General features: G+C 57.7%; 14 protein-coding genes. 7 read left to right on the forward strand and 7 right to left on the reverse strand.

Annotation, left to right across the window (positions count from 1 at the left end):
- Positions 1–34: 34 nt before the first annotated feature.
- Positions 35–1003 carry an ROK family protein gene (locus OHL19_RS01370; RefSeq protein WP_263355784.1) on the forward strand — a complete coding sequence of 323 codons (969 nt, stop codon included), beginning with the start codon at positions 35–37 and terminating at the stop codon, positions 1001–1003.
- Positions 1004–1114: 111 nt separating this feature from the next.
- Here the strand turns inward: OHL19_RS01370 and OHL19_RS01375 are convergent, their stop codons facing one another.
- Positions 1115–1651 (reverse strand): hypothetical protein, encoded by a 537-nt coding sequence (locus OHL19_RS01375; RefSeq protein ID WP_263355785.1) that lies wholly within the window; start codon positions 1649–1651, stop codon positions 1115–1117.
- Between the two features lie 322 nt (positions 1652–1973).
- Here OHL19_RS01375 and OHL19_RS01380 point away from each other — a divergent pair, with 322 nt between their 5' ends.
- On the forward strand, positions 1974–2813 hold the full coding sequence (locus OHL19_RS01380; RefSeq protein WP_263355786.1) for a hypothetical protein: 840 nt from the start codon (positions 1974–1976) through the stop codon (positions 2811–2813).
- Positions 2814–3005: 192 nt separating this feature from the next.
- Here the strand turns inward: OHL19_RS01380 and alr are convergent, their stop codons facing one another.
- Positions 3006–4223: an alanine racemase gene (gene alr, locus OHL19_RS01385; protein ID WP_263355787.1), complete on the reverse strand. Its 1218-nt coding sequence runs from the start codon at positions 4221–4223 to the stop codon at positions 3006–3008.
- Between the two features lie 200 nt (positions 4224–4423).
- The gene (locus OHL19_RS01390; protein WP_263355788.1) at positions 4424–5812 is read right to left on the reverse strand and encodes an FAD-binding oxidoreductase; all 1389 of its coding nucleotides are present in this window, start codon (positions 5810–5812) and stop codon (positions 4424–4426) included.
- A gap of 158 nt (positions 5813–5970) precedes the next feature.
- Between OHL19_RS01390 and OHL19_RS01395 the strand changes: the two genes are divergently transcribed.
- The 3 genes from OHL19_RS01395 to OHL19_RS01405 are packed head-to-tail and all read left to right on the forward strand — an operon-like array spanning position 5971 to position 7802.
- Positions 5971–6393, forward strand: a complete 423-nt coding sequence (locus OHL19_RS01395) for a GntR family transcriptional regulator (RefSeq protein ID WP_263355789.1) — start codon at positions 5971–5973, stop codon at positions 6391–6393.
- A gap of 53 nt (positions 6394–6446) precedes the next feature.
- Complete coding sequence (locus OHL19_RS01400) at positions 6447–7307, forward strand: slipin family protein (protein ID WP_263355790.1); 861 nt, start codon at positions 6447–6449, stop codon at positions 7305–7307.
- A 27-nt stretch (positions 7308–7334) separates the two neighbouring features.
- Positions 7335–7802, forward strand: coding sequence for a hypothetical protein (locus tag OHL19_RS01405; protein ID WP_263355791.1), 468 nt, complete (start codon positions 7335–7337; stop codon positions 7800–7802).
- 85 nt (positions 7803–7887) lie between these two features.
- Here OHL19_RS01405 and OHL19_RS01410 read toward each other — a convergent pair whose 3' ends face one another.
- The 4 genes from OHL19_RS01410 to OHL19_RS01425 all read right to left on the reverse strand — a co-directional run bounded on the left by OHL19_RS01410 (position 7888) and on the right by OHL19_RS01425 (position 12020).
- Positions 7888–8541, reverse strand: coding sequence for a hypothetical protein (locus OHL19_RS01410; protein ID WP_263355792.1), 654 nt, complete (start codon positions 8539–8541; stop codon positions 7888–7890).
- Between the two features lie 83 nt (positions 8542–8624).
- On the reverse strand, positions 8625–10394 hold the full coding sequence (locus OHL19_RS01415) for a 2-oxo acid dehydrogenase subunit E2 (RefSeq protein ID WP_263355793.1): 1770 nt from the start codon (positions 10392–10394) through the stop codon (positions 8625–8627).
- 126 nt (positions 10395–10520) lie between these two features.
- Complete coding sequence (gene lipB, locus OHL19_RS01420; RefSeq protein WP_263355794.1) at positions 10521–11378, reverse strand: lipoyl(octanoyl) transferase LipB; 858 nt, start codon at positions 11376–11378, stop codon at positions 10521–10523.
- Between the two features lie 18 nt (positions 11379–11396).
- Positions 11397–12020, reverse strand: coding sequence for a thioesterase family protein (locus OHL19_RS01425; RefSeq protein ID WP_263355795.1), 624 nt, complete (start codon positions 12018–12020; stop codon positions 11397–11399).
- A gap of 109 nt (positions 12021–12129) precedes the next feature.
- On the opposite strand from OHL19_RS01425, the gene OHL19_RS01430 reads away from it, so the two are divergent.
- Both OHL19_RS01430 and OHL19_RS01435 read left to right on the forward strand, forming a co-directional pair.
- A complete protein-coding gene (locus OHL19_RS01430) occupies positions 12130–13335 on the forward strand; it encodes a lactonase family protein (protein WP_263355796.1) in 1206 nt (401 codons plus the stop codon).
- A gap of 187 nt (positions 13336–13522) precedes the next feature.
- Positions 13523–13750 (forward strand): hypothetical protein, encoded by a 228-nt coding sequence (locus OHL19_RS01435; protein WP_263355797.1) that lies wholly within the window; start codon positions 13523–13525, stop codon positions 13748–13750.
- Positions 13751–13759 lie beyond the last annotated feature (9 nt).

The raw sequence follows: 13759 nt of genomic DNA on the forward strand, positions 1-13759 counted from the left end.
CCGATTGCGTCCCGATTATCGGACCGGTGTCCTTATGCCCAAAATCATCCCGCAACATGTTCTCGTATACGACGTCGGTGGCAGCCACATCTCAGCCGCTCTTTGTAGTGAAGATACCTACGCCCTCCACGGTCTGACCCGTGCTCCACTCCCCGCCGAGTTCTCCGTTGCGTCTTTCGGCCGCCTCATCCACACTCTCGGCGAACACGCTGCCCAACTCGCCTCAAAAATTGCCGGACCCTTGCAAATTCCCATCGCCGGAGCCTGCCTCGCCATGCCCGGTCCTTTCGATTACGAGAACGGCATCAGCCACATCCAACACAAGCTGCATTCCCTCTTCGAAGTCGATCTCAAATCCGCCCTCGCCACTCGTTTCGACTGGAAGCCCGACCAGGTCCGCTTCGTCAACGATGCTGCCGCCTTCCTTCTCGGCGAAGTGGGCGCAGGCGCAGCCAAAGGCTTCTCACGCGCCATCGGGCTCACCCTCGGCACCGGCATCGGGGCCGCCTTCGCAGTCGATGGCCACATCGTCACCTCCGGCGCAGGCGTACCGCCCGGCGGCGAAATGTGGAATGCTCCCTACAACGGAGCCACTGTCGAGGACTTCGTCTCGACTCGCTTCCTTCGCAGCCTGTACCAGACTCTCACCGGCCTCGATGCCGAGGTCTCAGTCATCGCCGACACCGCACAGGGAGATCAGCCCTGCCCCGAAATCGATCACACCACCAAGCCCGACCCCAATGATGCCCACTGCCGCGCCCGCCAGGCATTCCTCGACTTCGGACGCCATCTTGGCCTCGCGCTCAACCAACATGCCTCGACCTTCGCTCCCGATGTCATCGTTCTCGGCGGCGGAATCGCCCGGGCTTCGCAGCTTTTCCTCCCCGCCACACGCAAAGTCCTGAATGCAGGCATCAAGGCAGAGATCGTAATCTCCGCCCTTATGGATGAAGCGCCGCTCGCTGGCGCCGGCGTTCATTGGTTCACCAGCGACCCTGCCTGAAAACCTGCTAAAAAAACAAAATCCCCGGCAACCAGATTGGCCGCCGGGGATTTTTGTTTTCAGTCCGTACCCAGTTCAGTCCGTACTCGCAAATGACTCTATAACTTCTGCCTACTTAGAAAACGTGATGTAACTCCGCCCCATGTAGAGCCGAAATCCGTCAGCAGCCGCAGTTATTTTCAGCGGCATTGGACGCTTCAGATCCGCATCCTTATGAGCGCCTACCGCCAGTAAGTCATGCGCACCCACATCCAGCACAACGAACTTATCATTCGCAATAAAACCTACGCCATAAATTCCAGCAGGCAGTGTCTGTCCCTCTATCTTCAAAGGAACCTCGGTAATGAAGTAGGACTGATACTTCTCCTTCACGTCGGTAGCATATCCGCTCGTATCTACCACGGTAGCCAGCACCAACATGCCATCGCCGAACTTCACTCCGCCCGAGTTACGCAACTGAGTCGTCGCAGACTGCCCGCGAAAATACACCGACGCAGGTAGTAACTTGCTGGCCTCGGCAGCCGTCAGCACCGTAGCGCCAGCCTGGGCCTGCGCCATAACTCCCGAGCCGATCATTAACATCATCACGGTAACGACCGACACTCCCGCGAGCCTCTTCAACCATTGCTTTCCAATGCCTTTGAACATCCAAATTCCTCCCGTGGTGACCGCTTTCGGAGTATATCCTACATCTGCTGCACCCCTGCGATCTTCTCCGCAGCTCTCGAGCATTTCTCCTATCGATATATTCTTCGCCGCGACTTATCGTGTGGCTTTTCACCAGGAAAAGCCACACTTCGCGAGTCCCGGATGGTGCATTGCAATAGGAGAAATGCTCTAACATCCCTGTCTCATTCAGACCATTCAAACATGCTGATTTTACGCATCATGGAGAAAGCGATCAATAACCCGTCGCCCCGTTGTGATTAGTTGCCACATCAGAATTTTGTAACCAGGAAAGAGTCGGTTCATGAGCGAGCATCGCAGCGTCACCCAGTTAACCCCACTTATTCTGGCGATCCTGGTTGTCTCCTCCAGCCTGTCTATCTTCTGCCTGCCCGGCACGGCCTTTGCCCAGAGCAGCGCACCGGCTCAGCTACTGGCCGCAAACGTACCGGACGCTCCCCAGCCCCAGAGCGCCTCCCTGACCGTTTCTCTAACCTCGCCAAATGCCTCGCCAAATAATCCGCCAGCAGCCGACCCCGAGCAAATCTACGCGCCCTATCAGCCCACCGGCCGCATCACGTTCAAGGAACGCGTATGTCTGCAGGCCAAGATCAGCTTTGGCCCCACTGCCTTCATCGTTCCTGCGTATGAATCCGGAATCATCATGGCCGACCCGCCAAGCCACTATCCTCGTGAATGGAGCGACGGAGGCGGTGCCTTCGGTCGCAACTACGGTGCAGAATTCGGACGTCACGCCACCGGCGGTATCACCCACTTCGCGACCGCGGCGCTCCTTCGCGAAGATCCCCGCTACTATCCGAGCCTCAGCACCAACTACGCCAGGCGTTCCATGCACGCTCTCATCTTCACGCTGGTAGATCGCTCCGACTCCGGCCATCGCACCTTTGCCGTAAGCAATCTCGCCGGTTCAGCAGCCGCAGGATTCGTCACCATGGCATACATGCCCGATGGATTCAACGACACCACCCACGCCTATCAACGCGCCGCCATTGAGGTCTCAGACTTCGCCGCTCGCAACCTCTTACTCGAGTTCTCGCCGGAGTTCGCCCGCGCCCTTCACAAATTCCACGTCCCAGACCGCTTCGTCAACGCCGTCCTGCCAGAAAAACCAGCCCACCCCTAAAACAAATCTCCCGCAGCCTTTTGCCGTTGCACTTACCCTTGCCGTTGTTCTTGCGTTTGCAGTTGTTCCTGTCTTTGCAGTTGCCCTTGCAGTTCTAGCTGTCATTCCCGAAGGGAATCTGCTTCACCCAATACTACCCAGCACACATATCCCAGCCAGCATGGAAGCAAAAGCGACAAAGAAAGCACCTTCCTACCCATTCAAAACAAACCGCCGCTCCACTCGCTCCGTAATCGAAGTAAAAATCTCCCACGAGATAGTTCCAGCCAACGCCGCATGTTCCTCAGCAGCAATCCATTCCCCGCCCTGCCGCCCCAGCAACACCACCTCATCGCCCGGCTGAATCCCGGCAATTCCCGTAACATCCACCATCGTCTGATCCATTGAAATTCGGCCCACAATCGGAGCACGCTCTCCTCGAACGAGCACCGAGCCGCGATTCGAAAGCGCCCGCTTCAGCCCATCCGCATAGCCCACCGCCAACAGTGCCAGCCGCATCGGCTCGGTGGCCACAAACGTCCCGTTGTAACCCACAGCCTGCCCCGCAGAAACCTCGCGAACACTCGCCACGCGCGTCTTCCAGGCAAGCACCGGCTGGAGCTGATTTCGCAAGGCGCCAACCCTTTCCGGCTCGTCAGGACTGAACTCCGGTGCCAGACCGTAAAGCGCCAGCCCCGGCCGCATCAACGGCTTCATCCCAAAATCCGAACAAAGTCTCTGCAGCGCCAGCGGAACCTCTCCTGCCAGCACCGCCGCCGAGTTCCCAACATGCAGCCAGATCGGCTGCCTTCCTGCTGCAGCATGAACCAGCCTCACAGCCTCCTCCAGCCGCTCAAACTGCTCATGCGTAGCCACTCCGTCGCTCTCGTCTGCGGCATAGAGGTGCGTCATCAGCCCATCCATTCGCAACGGGCTTTCTGCATCGAACCGGGCTAGAATTTCTTTCAAATCGGCAGCCGCAACCCCCTGCCTGTTCATCCCCGTATCCAGTTCGAGATGCACCGCTACCGACCCGGCGTCACAACCCACCGCACGCGCCGCAACCTCCAGTTCATCCAGTTGCCAGGCATCCCAAACCACCGCAGTCAAACGATGCTCGATGACCGCAGCACCCTGACCTGGGAACACTCCACTAATCACCAGAATCTCTGGCGAATCCGTCCCTGGCGAACCCGTCTCTCCGGAACAGGCAGACCGCGCCGCCACTCCTTCTTCGACACTGGTCACACCCAGCCATCGCGCCCCAGCCCGCACAGCCGCAGGAGCGCACAGCCGGAGCCCATGCCCATAGGCATCCGCCTTCACAATAGCAAGCAGCTCAACAGGCAAACCTGGCTCGTCTCCGCGATCAACAAGAGTCGACGTCAGGAGCCGGTAGTTATGTTCAAAAGCGCGGGTAGAAATTTCCACCCAACAGGGGCGTCTCTGCATTCGAAAATCCACCCCTTATCGTACTCGAAGACACAGGATGGGCCTGGCTTTTGCCCTCGCAGTTGCAGTTGCTCTTGCCCTTGCAGTTCTGCCTGTCATTCACGAAGGGAATCTGCTGTTAGCCCTTGCTGTTGCCTTGCCGTTCTATCTGTCGGCAGGGAATCTGCTTCCTCCAGCCCCTAATCCAAATCCACAACCTTCCCCGGATTCATACGATTCTCCGGATCGAACATCCTCTTCAAATCACGCATCACTTCCAGAGCCTCACCATGCTCGGCCTTGAGATACTTTTTCTTCCCCGAACCAACACCATGCTCACCCGTGCATGTCCCGCCCATCGCCTGTGCCCGATCCACCAGGCGCGCTGCAAAAGCATCCGCCTCGGCCACCTGATCCGGCCCCAGCAGGCACTGCACATGAAAGTTCCCATCTCCCACATGCCCCACCATCACCGCCGGAAAACTAGCCTGATCCAACTCCGCCCGCGTCGCCACAATGCACTCCGCCAGCCGCGAAATCGGCACACAAACATCCGTCGTCAGCACACTCGAACCCGGCCGCAACGCGCCCGTCGCATAGTACACATCGTGCCGCGCCTTCCACAATCGATCGCGCTCAGCCAGCGTCGTCTGCCATGCAAAACCCTGGCCGCCATGTTCCAGCGAAAGCGTCTCAGCCATCCGTGCCGCCTCTGCCACACTCGCCTCACTCACTCCGTGAAACTCAAACAGCAGAGTCGGCTTCAACGCGAGATTCAATCCCGAATAGCGATTCACCGCATCCACCTGGTGATCGTCCATGAACTCAATCCGAGCCACGCTCACCCCAAGTTGAATCACCTCAATCACCGTCCTCACCGCGCCCTCAATCGTGCTGAATGCGCAGATCGCAGCCGTCACCGCCTCCGGCTGCGCATGTAAACGCAGCGTCACTTCCGTGATCACCCCAAGCGTCCCCTCAGAGCCGACAAACAACCGCGTCAGGTCATATCCCGCACTCGACTTGCGAGCCCGGGTCCCGGTATGAATCACGCGCCCATCCGCCAGCACCACCGTCAGCCCAAGCACGTTTTCGCGCATCGTTCCATAACGCACCGCGGTCGTTCCCGAAGCACGCGTTGCCGTCATACCGCCCAGCGTCGCATCCGCACCCGGATCGATAAAAAATGTCAGGCCAGTATTCTCCAATGTCTTTTGCAACTGCTTGCGGCTCACACCAGCCTCCACCGTCGCATCCATATCCTCCGCACTGATGCGCAGCACGCGATTCATCTGCCGCATATCCACGCAGATTCCCCCACGCAGCGCATGAACATGACCCTCCAGCGAAGTCCCCGCTCCAAATGGAACAACCGGCAAATGATGCTTTACGCTTACCAGCACAATCCGGCGCACCTCGTCCGTGCTCTGCGGAAAACACACGAAATCCGGCACTCCCGGCGGATGCGTACTTTCCCCGTGACTGTGATGCTCCCGAACCACCAGGGCTTCGCTCACCCGCTCCCCAAGAATCTCCTGCAACTCTCCAAAAGCTGCTTTCAATTTTGATTCAGCCACAGTCTCAGTCACTCAATCCCCCTCCGTTAGACAGCAATCATATTCTCTTCCCAAATCATCTGGCCTGCTGCGCCAATCCATCTTTCGCAATCTCTGTCGGTCTTTCGCGATTTAAGGACAGATAATATTTTGAAAATAACTATTGCAATGTATTAGTAGACTAGTACATTATGAAACCCATGAAAAAGAGCGCCAGATTCGATGCGGCTGCATTCGCCTTCCGACTCGATGCCCATAGCGGCGTCCCTGTCTACCGCCAGCTCATAGATCAGGTTCAGGGAGCCATCTCTTCCGGCGCCCTCGCTTCCGGCGATCAGTTGCCTACCGTTCGTCAGGTCGCCGTCGATCTCGCTATCAATCCAAATACTGTCCTGCGCGCCTATCGAGAGATGGAGATTCGCGGCACCCTCGACACGCAGCAAGGCACCGGCACGTTCATTGCCGACAAGGATGACAGGCGTTCCCAATACTCTGACGCCGAGCGCGAACGCATGCTCACGCAATTGGTAGATGAGTTCGCATCCCGTGCAGGAGCCGCAGGCTTCACCGTCAAACAACTCATCAAAGCCCTGCGCGAACTCAGACCGGAATAATCAAAGGGCAAATCAAAGCGCGAATCCAAAACCGATTCAAGGAGGAAGTAACCATGCCGATCAACAAACACTTCAGCTCAGTCGGAATCACCGTTTGTCTACTCTGCATTCTCGCGGGCGCAGTGGCCGCAGCGTTGAGCAATACAGCCGCGATTGCTGTGCCTGGCGCCCTCCTCGGAGCGTATTTCCTCTTTGCGATTAAGGTCGTTGACCAGTGGGAAAAAGTCGCCATCCTGCGCTTCGGCCGTTATCGCGGATTGCGCGGCCCAGGCGTCTTTCTCATCGTCCCCGTCATCGATACACTGTCGCGCTACGTGGATCAGCGCGTACGCGTCACCACCGTCAGCGCCGAGTCTACGCTCACACGTGACACTGTACCGGTCAGCGTCGATGCCATCCTCTTCTGGCTTGTATGGAATGCTGAAAAATCCATTCTCGAAGTAGAAGACTTCATCCAGGCCATAACTCTCAGTTCTCAAACCGCGCTACGCGAATCGATTGGTCGCCACCAACTCGCGCAAATGATCACCGAACGCGAAACCCTCGGCCGCGAACTGCAGAAAATTCTCGATGAGAAGACCACCCCCTGGGGCATCACCGTTCAGTCCGTCGAGATACGCGATGTCCGCATTCCACAAGCGCTTGAGAACTCCATGTCGCAGCAGGCCCAGGCCGAGCGCGAACGCCAGGCCCGCATCATTCTCGGCGAGGCCGAGGTGCAGGTATCAGAACAATTCGCCGAGGCCAGCCGCGTCTACAACGACAACCCCGGCGCACTTCATCTGCGCGGCATGAACATGCTCTACGAAGCCATTCGCGAAAAAGGTGCGATGGTCATCGTGCCCTCCAGCGCCATAGAAACCATGGGCCTCGGCGGCACACTCGCCGCCACCACACTCGCCAAGCAACAGTAAGCAACATAACGCAAAAGGAGGAATGAAATGAAAAACACTCTATTCATCGCATGCATTGCCGCAACGCTGGCAACGAGCGTCGCGGCACAGCCTAACAACACAGCTTCATCGGAAGCTAAAGCGACAGCACATTCCTGGACCGGCGTATGGGCTGTTAAAGAAGCCAACAAACCCGGCGTCACTATCACCCTGGCAGACGATAACGGCGCGCTCATCGGAACCATCGTCTTCGACATCTACAAGCGCCAGACCAACGAGCATATCGGCACCGAGCCGCGTACTGTAGTTAATCCGCATCTCGAAGGCAACGCTCTCGCCTTTCAAGTCAGGCGAATTCTTAAGCCACATCTCAAAAGCGACCCACCAGCTTCGGAAGATCAACCCGACCCGACCGATATCGTTGATATGACTTTGACACATACCTCAGACGGCAAGGCAACACTGACCTGCGCCAAGTGCGGATCGATATCGCCGACAGAGCTTGTGAAGGAATAGTCTTTCGATTCAATGTACTGAAGTTGCCGATACGAAAGGATTCGCAAATCGTTTCGTATCGGCAAACCACGACGTGATTTTTTGATTAATGCCCGCATGGCGTAATCTTGGGTGCCTTCAGCTGTTGGATTGAATCTTCAGAGACAATCTCCCAGTTCGCATCGTAGCAACCGCTTCGATAATATTTCCCATCTTTATAGCGCAATAGAAATAGCGTCTGTTCCGAAGCCGAGCCATGCATTCCAAGTACAAGATCCTTATAGCCGTTTGTCTGTTCACCCTGCACCGTAAATGTCTGTACCTTAAAAGTACTGCCCTGAACTAGCTGGCTATATCCAGTAGCTGTCCTTTCCAAGACCCAGATAGAGCAGTTGCCCGTGGCTCCGCATCCGGCCTTGAGCCCCATCGCCTGAAGGATAATCTCCGGCTTCCCATCACCATTCAAATCGACAAGGCGAAGGCGAGTTTCCTCTGCTACGTGGCGCAGCTCTGAGGCGGATTGGATCTCATCTTCTGAATTCCCCATCAAAGGGCGCATAGCTGCCTCCAGAAAGGTGATCAGAGCCGCCCGATCAGTAGGAGTTAAGTCATGAGCTTTTTGGATCGAGTTTTCGCCAGTCAACTCCTGGGAATGATGAAAATCCCAATGGAGAGCATGCACCGGTTTTCGTTGGCCTATAACCGGGTTTGAGATGAGGAGACTCGTGAGAATGACATAGGATAGGCTGCGGAGATTCATAAGAAGCACTCTAACTCAATCCAGTGCAAACAATAAGAGCCACCCTATCGGGTGGCTCTTATTGTTGCTGTCTGGTTGCTTGTTTAAGAGATGTCTCCCGACCAGTTCTCCAGCGTCTTCTTGAACTCCGCCATGAACTTCCCGGCGTCCGCGCCATCGATAGTCCGATGATCAAAGCCCAAGCAGAAGTTCTGCGTCCAGCGAATCGCAATCGTGTCATTGCCCTCAGCATCCGTGATCACGATCGGCTCTTTTTTCAAACCGCCAATCGCCAGGATCGCCGAGTCCGGCTGGTTGATGATCGGTGTGCCAAACTCTTCGCCGAAGATGCCGGAGTTGGTCAGCGTAAACGTCGAGCCTGAGACCTCATCTGGCTTCAGCTTCTTGCCGCGTGCTCGCTCAGCAAGATCGGCGACAGCGCGCGCCAGCCCCAGGAAGCTGCGCTCCTCAGCCTGCTTGATCACCGGAACAATCAGTCCCCACTCCAGCGCGACCGCGATGCCAAGGTTGATGTTCTTGTGGTATCGAATCCCCATGCCAGCATCGCTTGTCTCCAGAGAAGCATTCACGATTGGGAATTTGCGCAGCGTCTGCACAGCAGCAGCAGCAATGAACGGCATGTAGGTCAGCTTTACTCCATTGCGCTGCTCGTACTTGCCCTTTTCCTTTTCGCGCAGCTTTGCGATGCGCGTCATATCCACCTTGAAGACGGTGTGAACATGCGGACTGGTGTGCGCGCTCTCAACCATGCGCTGAGCAATGATTGAACGCATCTTGCTAAGCGGCACAAGCTCACCGGAAAGCGGTTCCGAAACAGGAGTGGCAACCGGCGCGGCAACAGCAGGAGCCTTCGCCTGAGCAGGCGTAGCAGCCGTCGCAGCTACAGCAGCAGGAGCCTGTGCAACAGCCGGAATCGATGGAGTCGATGCAACAGGAGCCGATGCAGCAGGAGCAGTGGAGCCCGCGCCATTCGTCGCCAGGAACTTCAGCGTATCGTCCTTCGTGATTCGTCCACCCGTGCCCGTTCCCGCAATCTGCCGTAGGTCGAGATTGTTATCCTTGGCGATGCGGCGCACCAGCGGCGACGAACGCAGCTTATCCGTCGTGCCTGCACTGGGATTCGCCGTAGCGGAAGCCACCGCAGCAGGAGCGCTGACCGCTGCGACAGCGGCAGCCGGCGCACTTGCAGCAGCACCGGAAGCACTTCCGCCAATCACGGCGACAACCGTATTGATCTGCACTGTCGTACCCTCGGGAACCTTGATCTCGCTCAACTTTCCAGCGATTGGTGCAGGAATTTCAGCATCGACTTTGTCGGTCGAGATCTCGAACAGAGGCTCGTCCTTCTGGACCGCGTCGCCCACCTTCTTCAGCCACTTGGTGATCGTGCCTTCAAAAATCGACTCGCCCATCTGCGGCATCACTACGTCGGTTCCGCCAGTTACGGCACCCGCAGCGGGCTTTTCGGAGGCATCTGTCTTTGCCTTGGCAAGCGCATCCGAATCAGCGCTTGCAGCTGCTCCGTCGGCGGCAGTTTTCTTCGCCACAGGCGCAGTAGCCGCGGCGTTTGCATCTGCCTTTGGCGCCTCCTTGCTGGCTGCAGAAGTGGCTTCTCCCGTCTCGCCAACCAAAGCAACCACCGTATTGATCTGAACCGTCGTTCCCTCGACCACCTTGATCTCGGTCAGCGTCCCAGCCACAGGCGAAGGAATCTCGGCATCCACTTTATCGGTCGAAATCTCGAACAGGGGCTCGTCCTTCTGGACCGTGTCGCCCACCTTCTTCAGCCACTTGGTGATCGTGCCTTCAAAAATCGACTCGCCCATCTGGGGCATGATTACTTCGGTTGCCATGGTTCAATCCTCGCCAAATCTGGTCCTGATCTTGTGTAGTTCTAGGCTTTTCCGCATTGCGAGACGCTGTACCGCGTCCGCTTGCCAGTCGGATTATATAGGCCTACATGTCGCAGATGCTGGCCCTCATGCCTCAACTGGCTTCTCAGTGGCTCCGCCGTCCTTCTCAGTGAGACGGCGAAGGCGCTCAACCTCAGCCGGCACGGCCAGCGGCACCCCAACCTGCCGGGTACCCGGCCGAAGATTGCCGCGAAGCGCATCCAGGCTATCGACCGCTAAAACCTGCTCCCCATACACAAGGCCAAACTGCCGCGCCGCAGCATCTGCCACGCCTTCCAGCGTTGGCAGGCTCGCCGGATCGGCCACCTCCAGCTCCAGGCTGGTCACCTCGCGATCCGCAATGCCGCAGGGAACAATCCACTGAAAATCCCGCAGATCCGTCGTAACATTCAGCGCAAAGCCGTGCGAAGTAATCCCTCGCGAAACATGCACTCCGATCGCGCCAACTTTCTTTTCCCCAGCAGCCTGTCTTCCAGTAACTTGCTCTCCGGCAACCGTCGGATTTGTCCACACTCCAGTCCGACCCGCAACCCTGCCGGTCAGCACACCGTACCCGGCGCACAGCCGGATCAGTGCCTCTTCAATCTTTCGCACATGATCCACCGGCCCCAGCCGTCCTCCACTGGAGTTGGTCAGACTGCGCAAATCAAATATGGGATATCCCACCAACTGTCCCGGTCCGTGATACGTCACGTCGCCGCCGCGCTTGGTTTCGTGGATGGTCACACCCTTCCGCGCCAGCATCTCATCCGTGGCCAGCACATTGGCCCGGCCCGCGTTGCGCCCCAGCGTCAGCACCGGCGGATGCTCCAGCAGCAGCAGCACATTATCCACGCGCCCCTGGTAGCGCAGCTCCACGATCTCCTGCTGTAGTGCCAGCGCCTCATCGTATCCAATGCGCCCCAGGTACAAGTACTGAATCATGCCAACCTCATCCTCAAACTAACGCACGCCATCCAGCTTCTCTCGCGTCAGCTCGTTCCATATTTGAATCGACTCCGGCAACGGAGGACTCATAATTCCCGGCTGCACCAGCTCCATCACCTGTTGCGGAGCAACCGTAACAGAACCCTTCAGCAATGCGCCTTTAACCCAACCGATGGCCACCAACCCCGCATCGCCCGTAAAGACCTGTTCCATGTAGAACCAGCGCTCATCCCAGCAAACCAGCCGCGTCGCCAGTTCAAACCGGCCAAACAGCGGCAGCGAACGCCGGTAGGTCATCCACACAGCACCCACCACAGGAGCCCAGCGCGCCTTCAGAATCGGCTTCAGCACTCCGGCTCGCGCCAGCAGATGAAGCCGTCCATAATCCATCACGCTAAGATAGCTGCCGTTATTCAAATGCAGGTTGAAATCGATATTGTTCGGCCAGACACGCATCGGAATTACGTCCGTCTCCAGCACACCCATGCGTGGCAGTGGCAGCACCATCTGCCGCAGCACCAGAAACGGAATTCGTACAAAACTATTGATCAGCGCCAACGCCAGCCACCCTGTCTTGAGTGTAGCCGGACCGCATACCAGGTGCCCGTGCGGACAGAATCCGATGAGATTGGCGCTCAATCTGCCTTGACTCTACCCCTGCTCTGCCCCTACGTCGTCCGCCCTACATCGGCATCGGCTATTCGCCTCTGGCGCATATTGCCCCCAATCAACGACAATCGTTTGCGATATGGCAAACTTGACCCGTCGCAACTTCGTCCGCCACTCCGTTCTGGGATCGGCCGCTCTCTCACTCACGATGAAGTCGGGCCTGCTAGCCGCCCAACCATCCACACATGCCTCAAAACGCATCCTCGTCGGCAGCGGTGGCGAAGGCATCCTATCCTTCCGATGGGACGCCGCAACCGGCAACCTTGAGCCCGAAGGCATCGCAGGCGTCGTCTCGCACTCCACCTGGATCGACGTTTCGCCCGACAAGCGCTATCTCTATGTCGCCTGCGAACTCGACGAATATCAAGGCAAACGTACCGGCGCCATCGCCAGCTTCAAGCTGCCCGCAAATCAGGGCGAAGGCAAGCTGAGCCAGATTTCCATCGTGCCCTCCGTCGGCGCAGGAACCTGCCATCTCACCACCGATCACAGCGGCCACGTCGTCATCGCAGCGGACTACTCCGGCGGCAGCGCTGGCACCTACCTCACCACCGACGGCAAGCTCAGCAATGCCGTGGTCAGCGAACACTACACCGGCTATCCCGGTCACGGCCCAGTCGCCGATCGCCAGGAGCAGGCCCACGCTCACTTCGCCTCCGTCTCGCCCGACAACCGCTTCGCCTACATCAACGACCTCGGCAGCGACGTGATCCACATCTACAAGCTCGACCCATTGACCGCGCAGCTCACCCCTGCCGGCACTTTCCATGCTCAACCCGGCGTTGGCCCACGCACACTGCACTTCCTAACCGGAGATGGCCCGGTCAACGGCAAAATCGCTTACTGCGTCAACGAACTCAACTCCACCGTCACCGTCCTGAAATGGAACACGACCGATGGCAGCCTGAGCCCCATCCAGGTAGTCAGCCTGCTCACCGCGAATGACAAGCCGCCCGCGGGAGTCACCAATACCGGCTGCGACGCCGTCCTCACCCGCGACGGTCGTTTTGCCTACTTCGCCAATCGCGGCGAAGACTTCATCATCGGCTTTCACGTCGATCAGGCCACCGGCAAACTCACCGAGTTCAGCAGAAATTCGCGCATCCCATCCGGCGGCAAAACCCCACGGAACTTCACCCTCGATCCCACGGAACGCTGGATGCTCGTAGCCAATCAAGGCTCCAGCAACCTCAGCGTCTTTGCACGTAATCCTAAAACCGGCGAACTGAGCGCTCAGGGCAAAAACACCCCGGCCAAAGTTCCCATGTGCATCGTGTTCATCTAATTTCGACCCTGAAGTTCTCGGTCCGGAAGTTCTAGGTCCCGAAGTTTTCGATGCCGAAATCCTTCAGGCGAACAAGTGGCGAATGCGATACCCCCTGTGGATAATTCCCCGTTCCAGGCGCATAATGAAAATCAGGCCGCTTTCCTCGCAAATACTGCGAAAAAAGCGGCCTGGAAACGGGCATCCATTGGTCGTCGATCTCAAAAAACTCTCCGATTCCTTACGCCAAAGCTCGCCGGAAAACGATCTGCGCAACGACCTCCGCCGGATCATCCGCGCCCGCAAGAGCGACATCGAGCATGCGCTCAGCACCACCGGCACCTATGTACTTCGCGTCCCGGACGGTCGGCGCATCCGCCTGTCCCGTGCAGTGAAAGCCATTGAGACTGCCGAAGCCATCGGCGCCTCGCTCTAAGGCTGAGGC

The sequence above is a fragment of the Acidicapsa ligni genome (assembly GCF_025685655.1).
GTDB classification, from domain to species: domain Bacteria; phylum Acidobacteriota; class Terriglobia; order Terriglobales; family Acidobacteriaceae; genus Acidicapsa; species Acidicapsa ligni.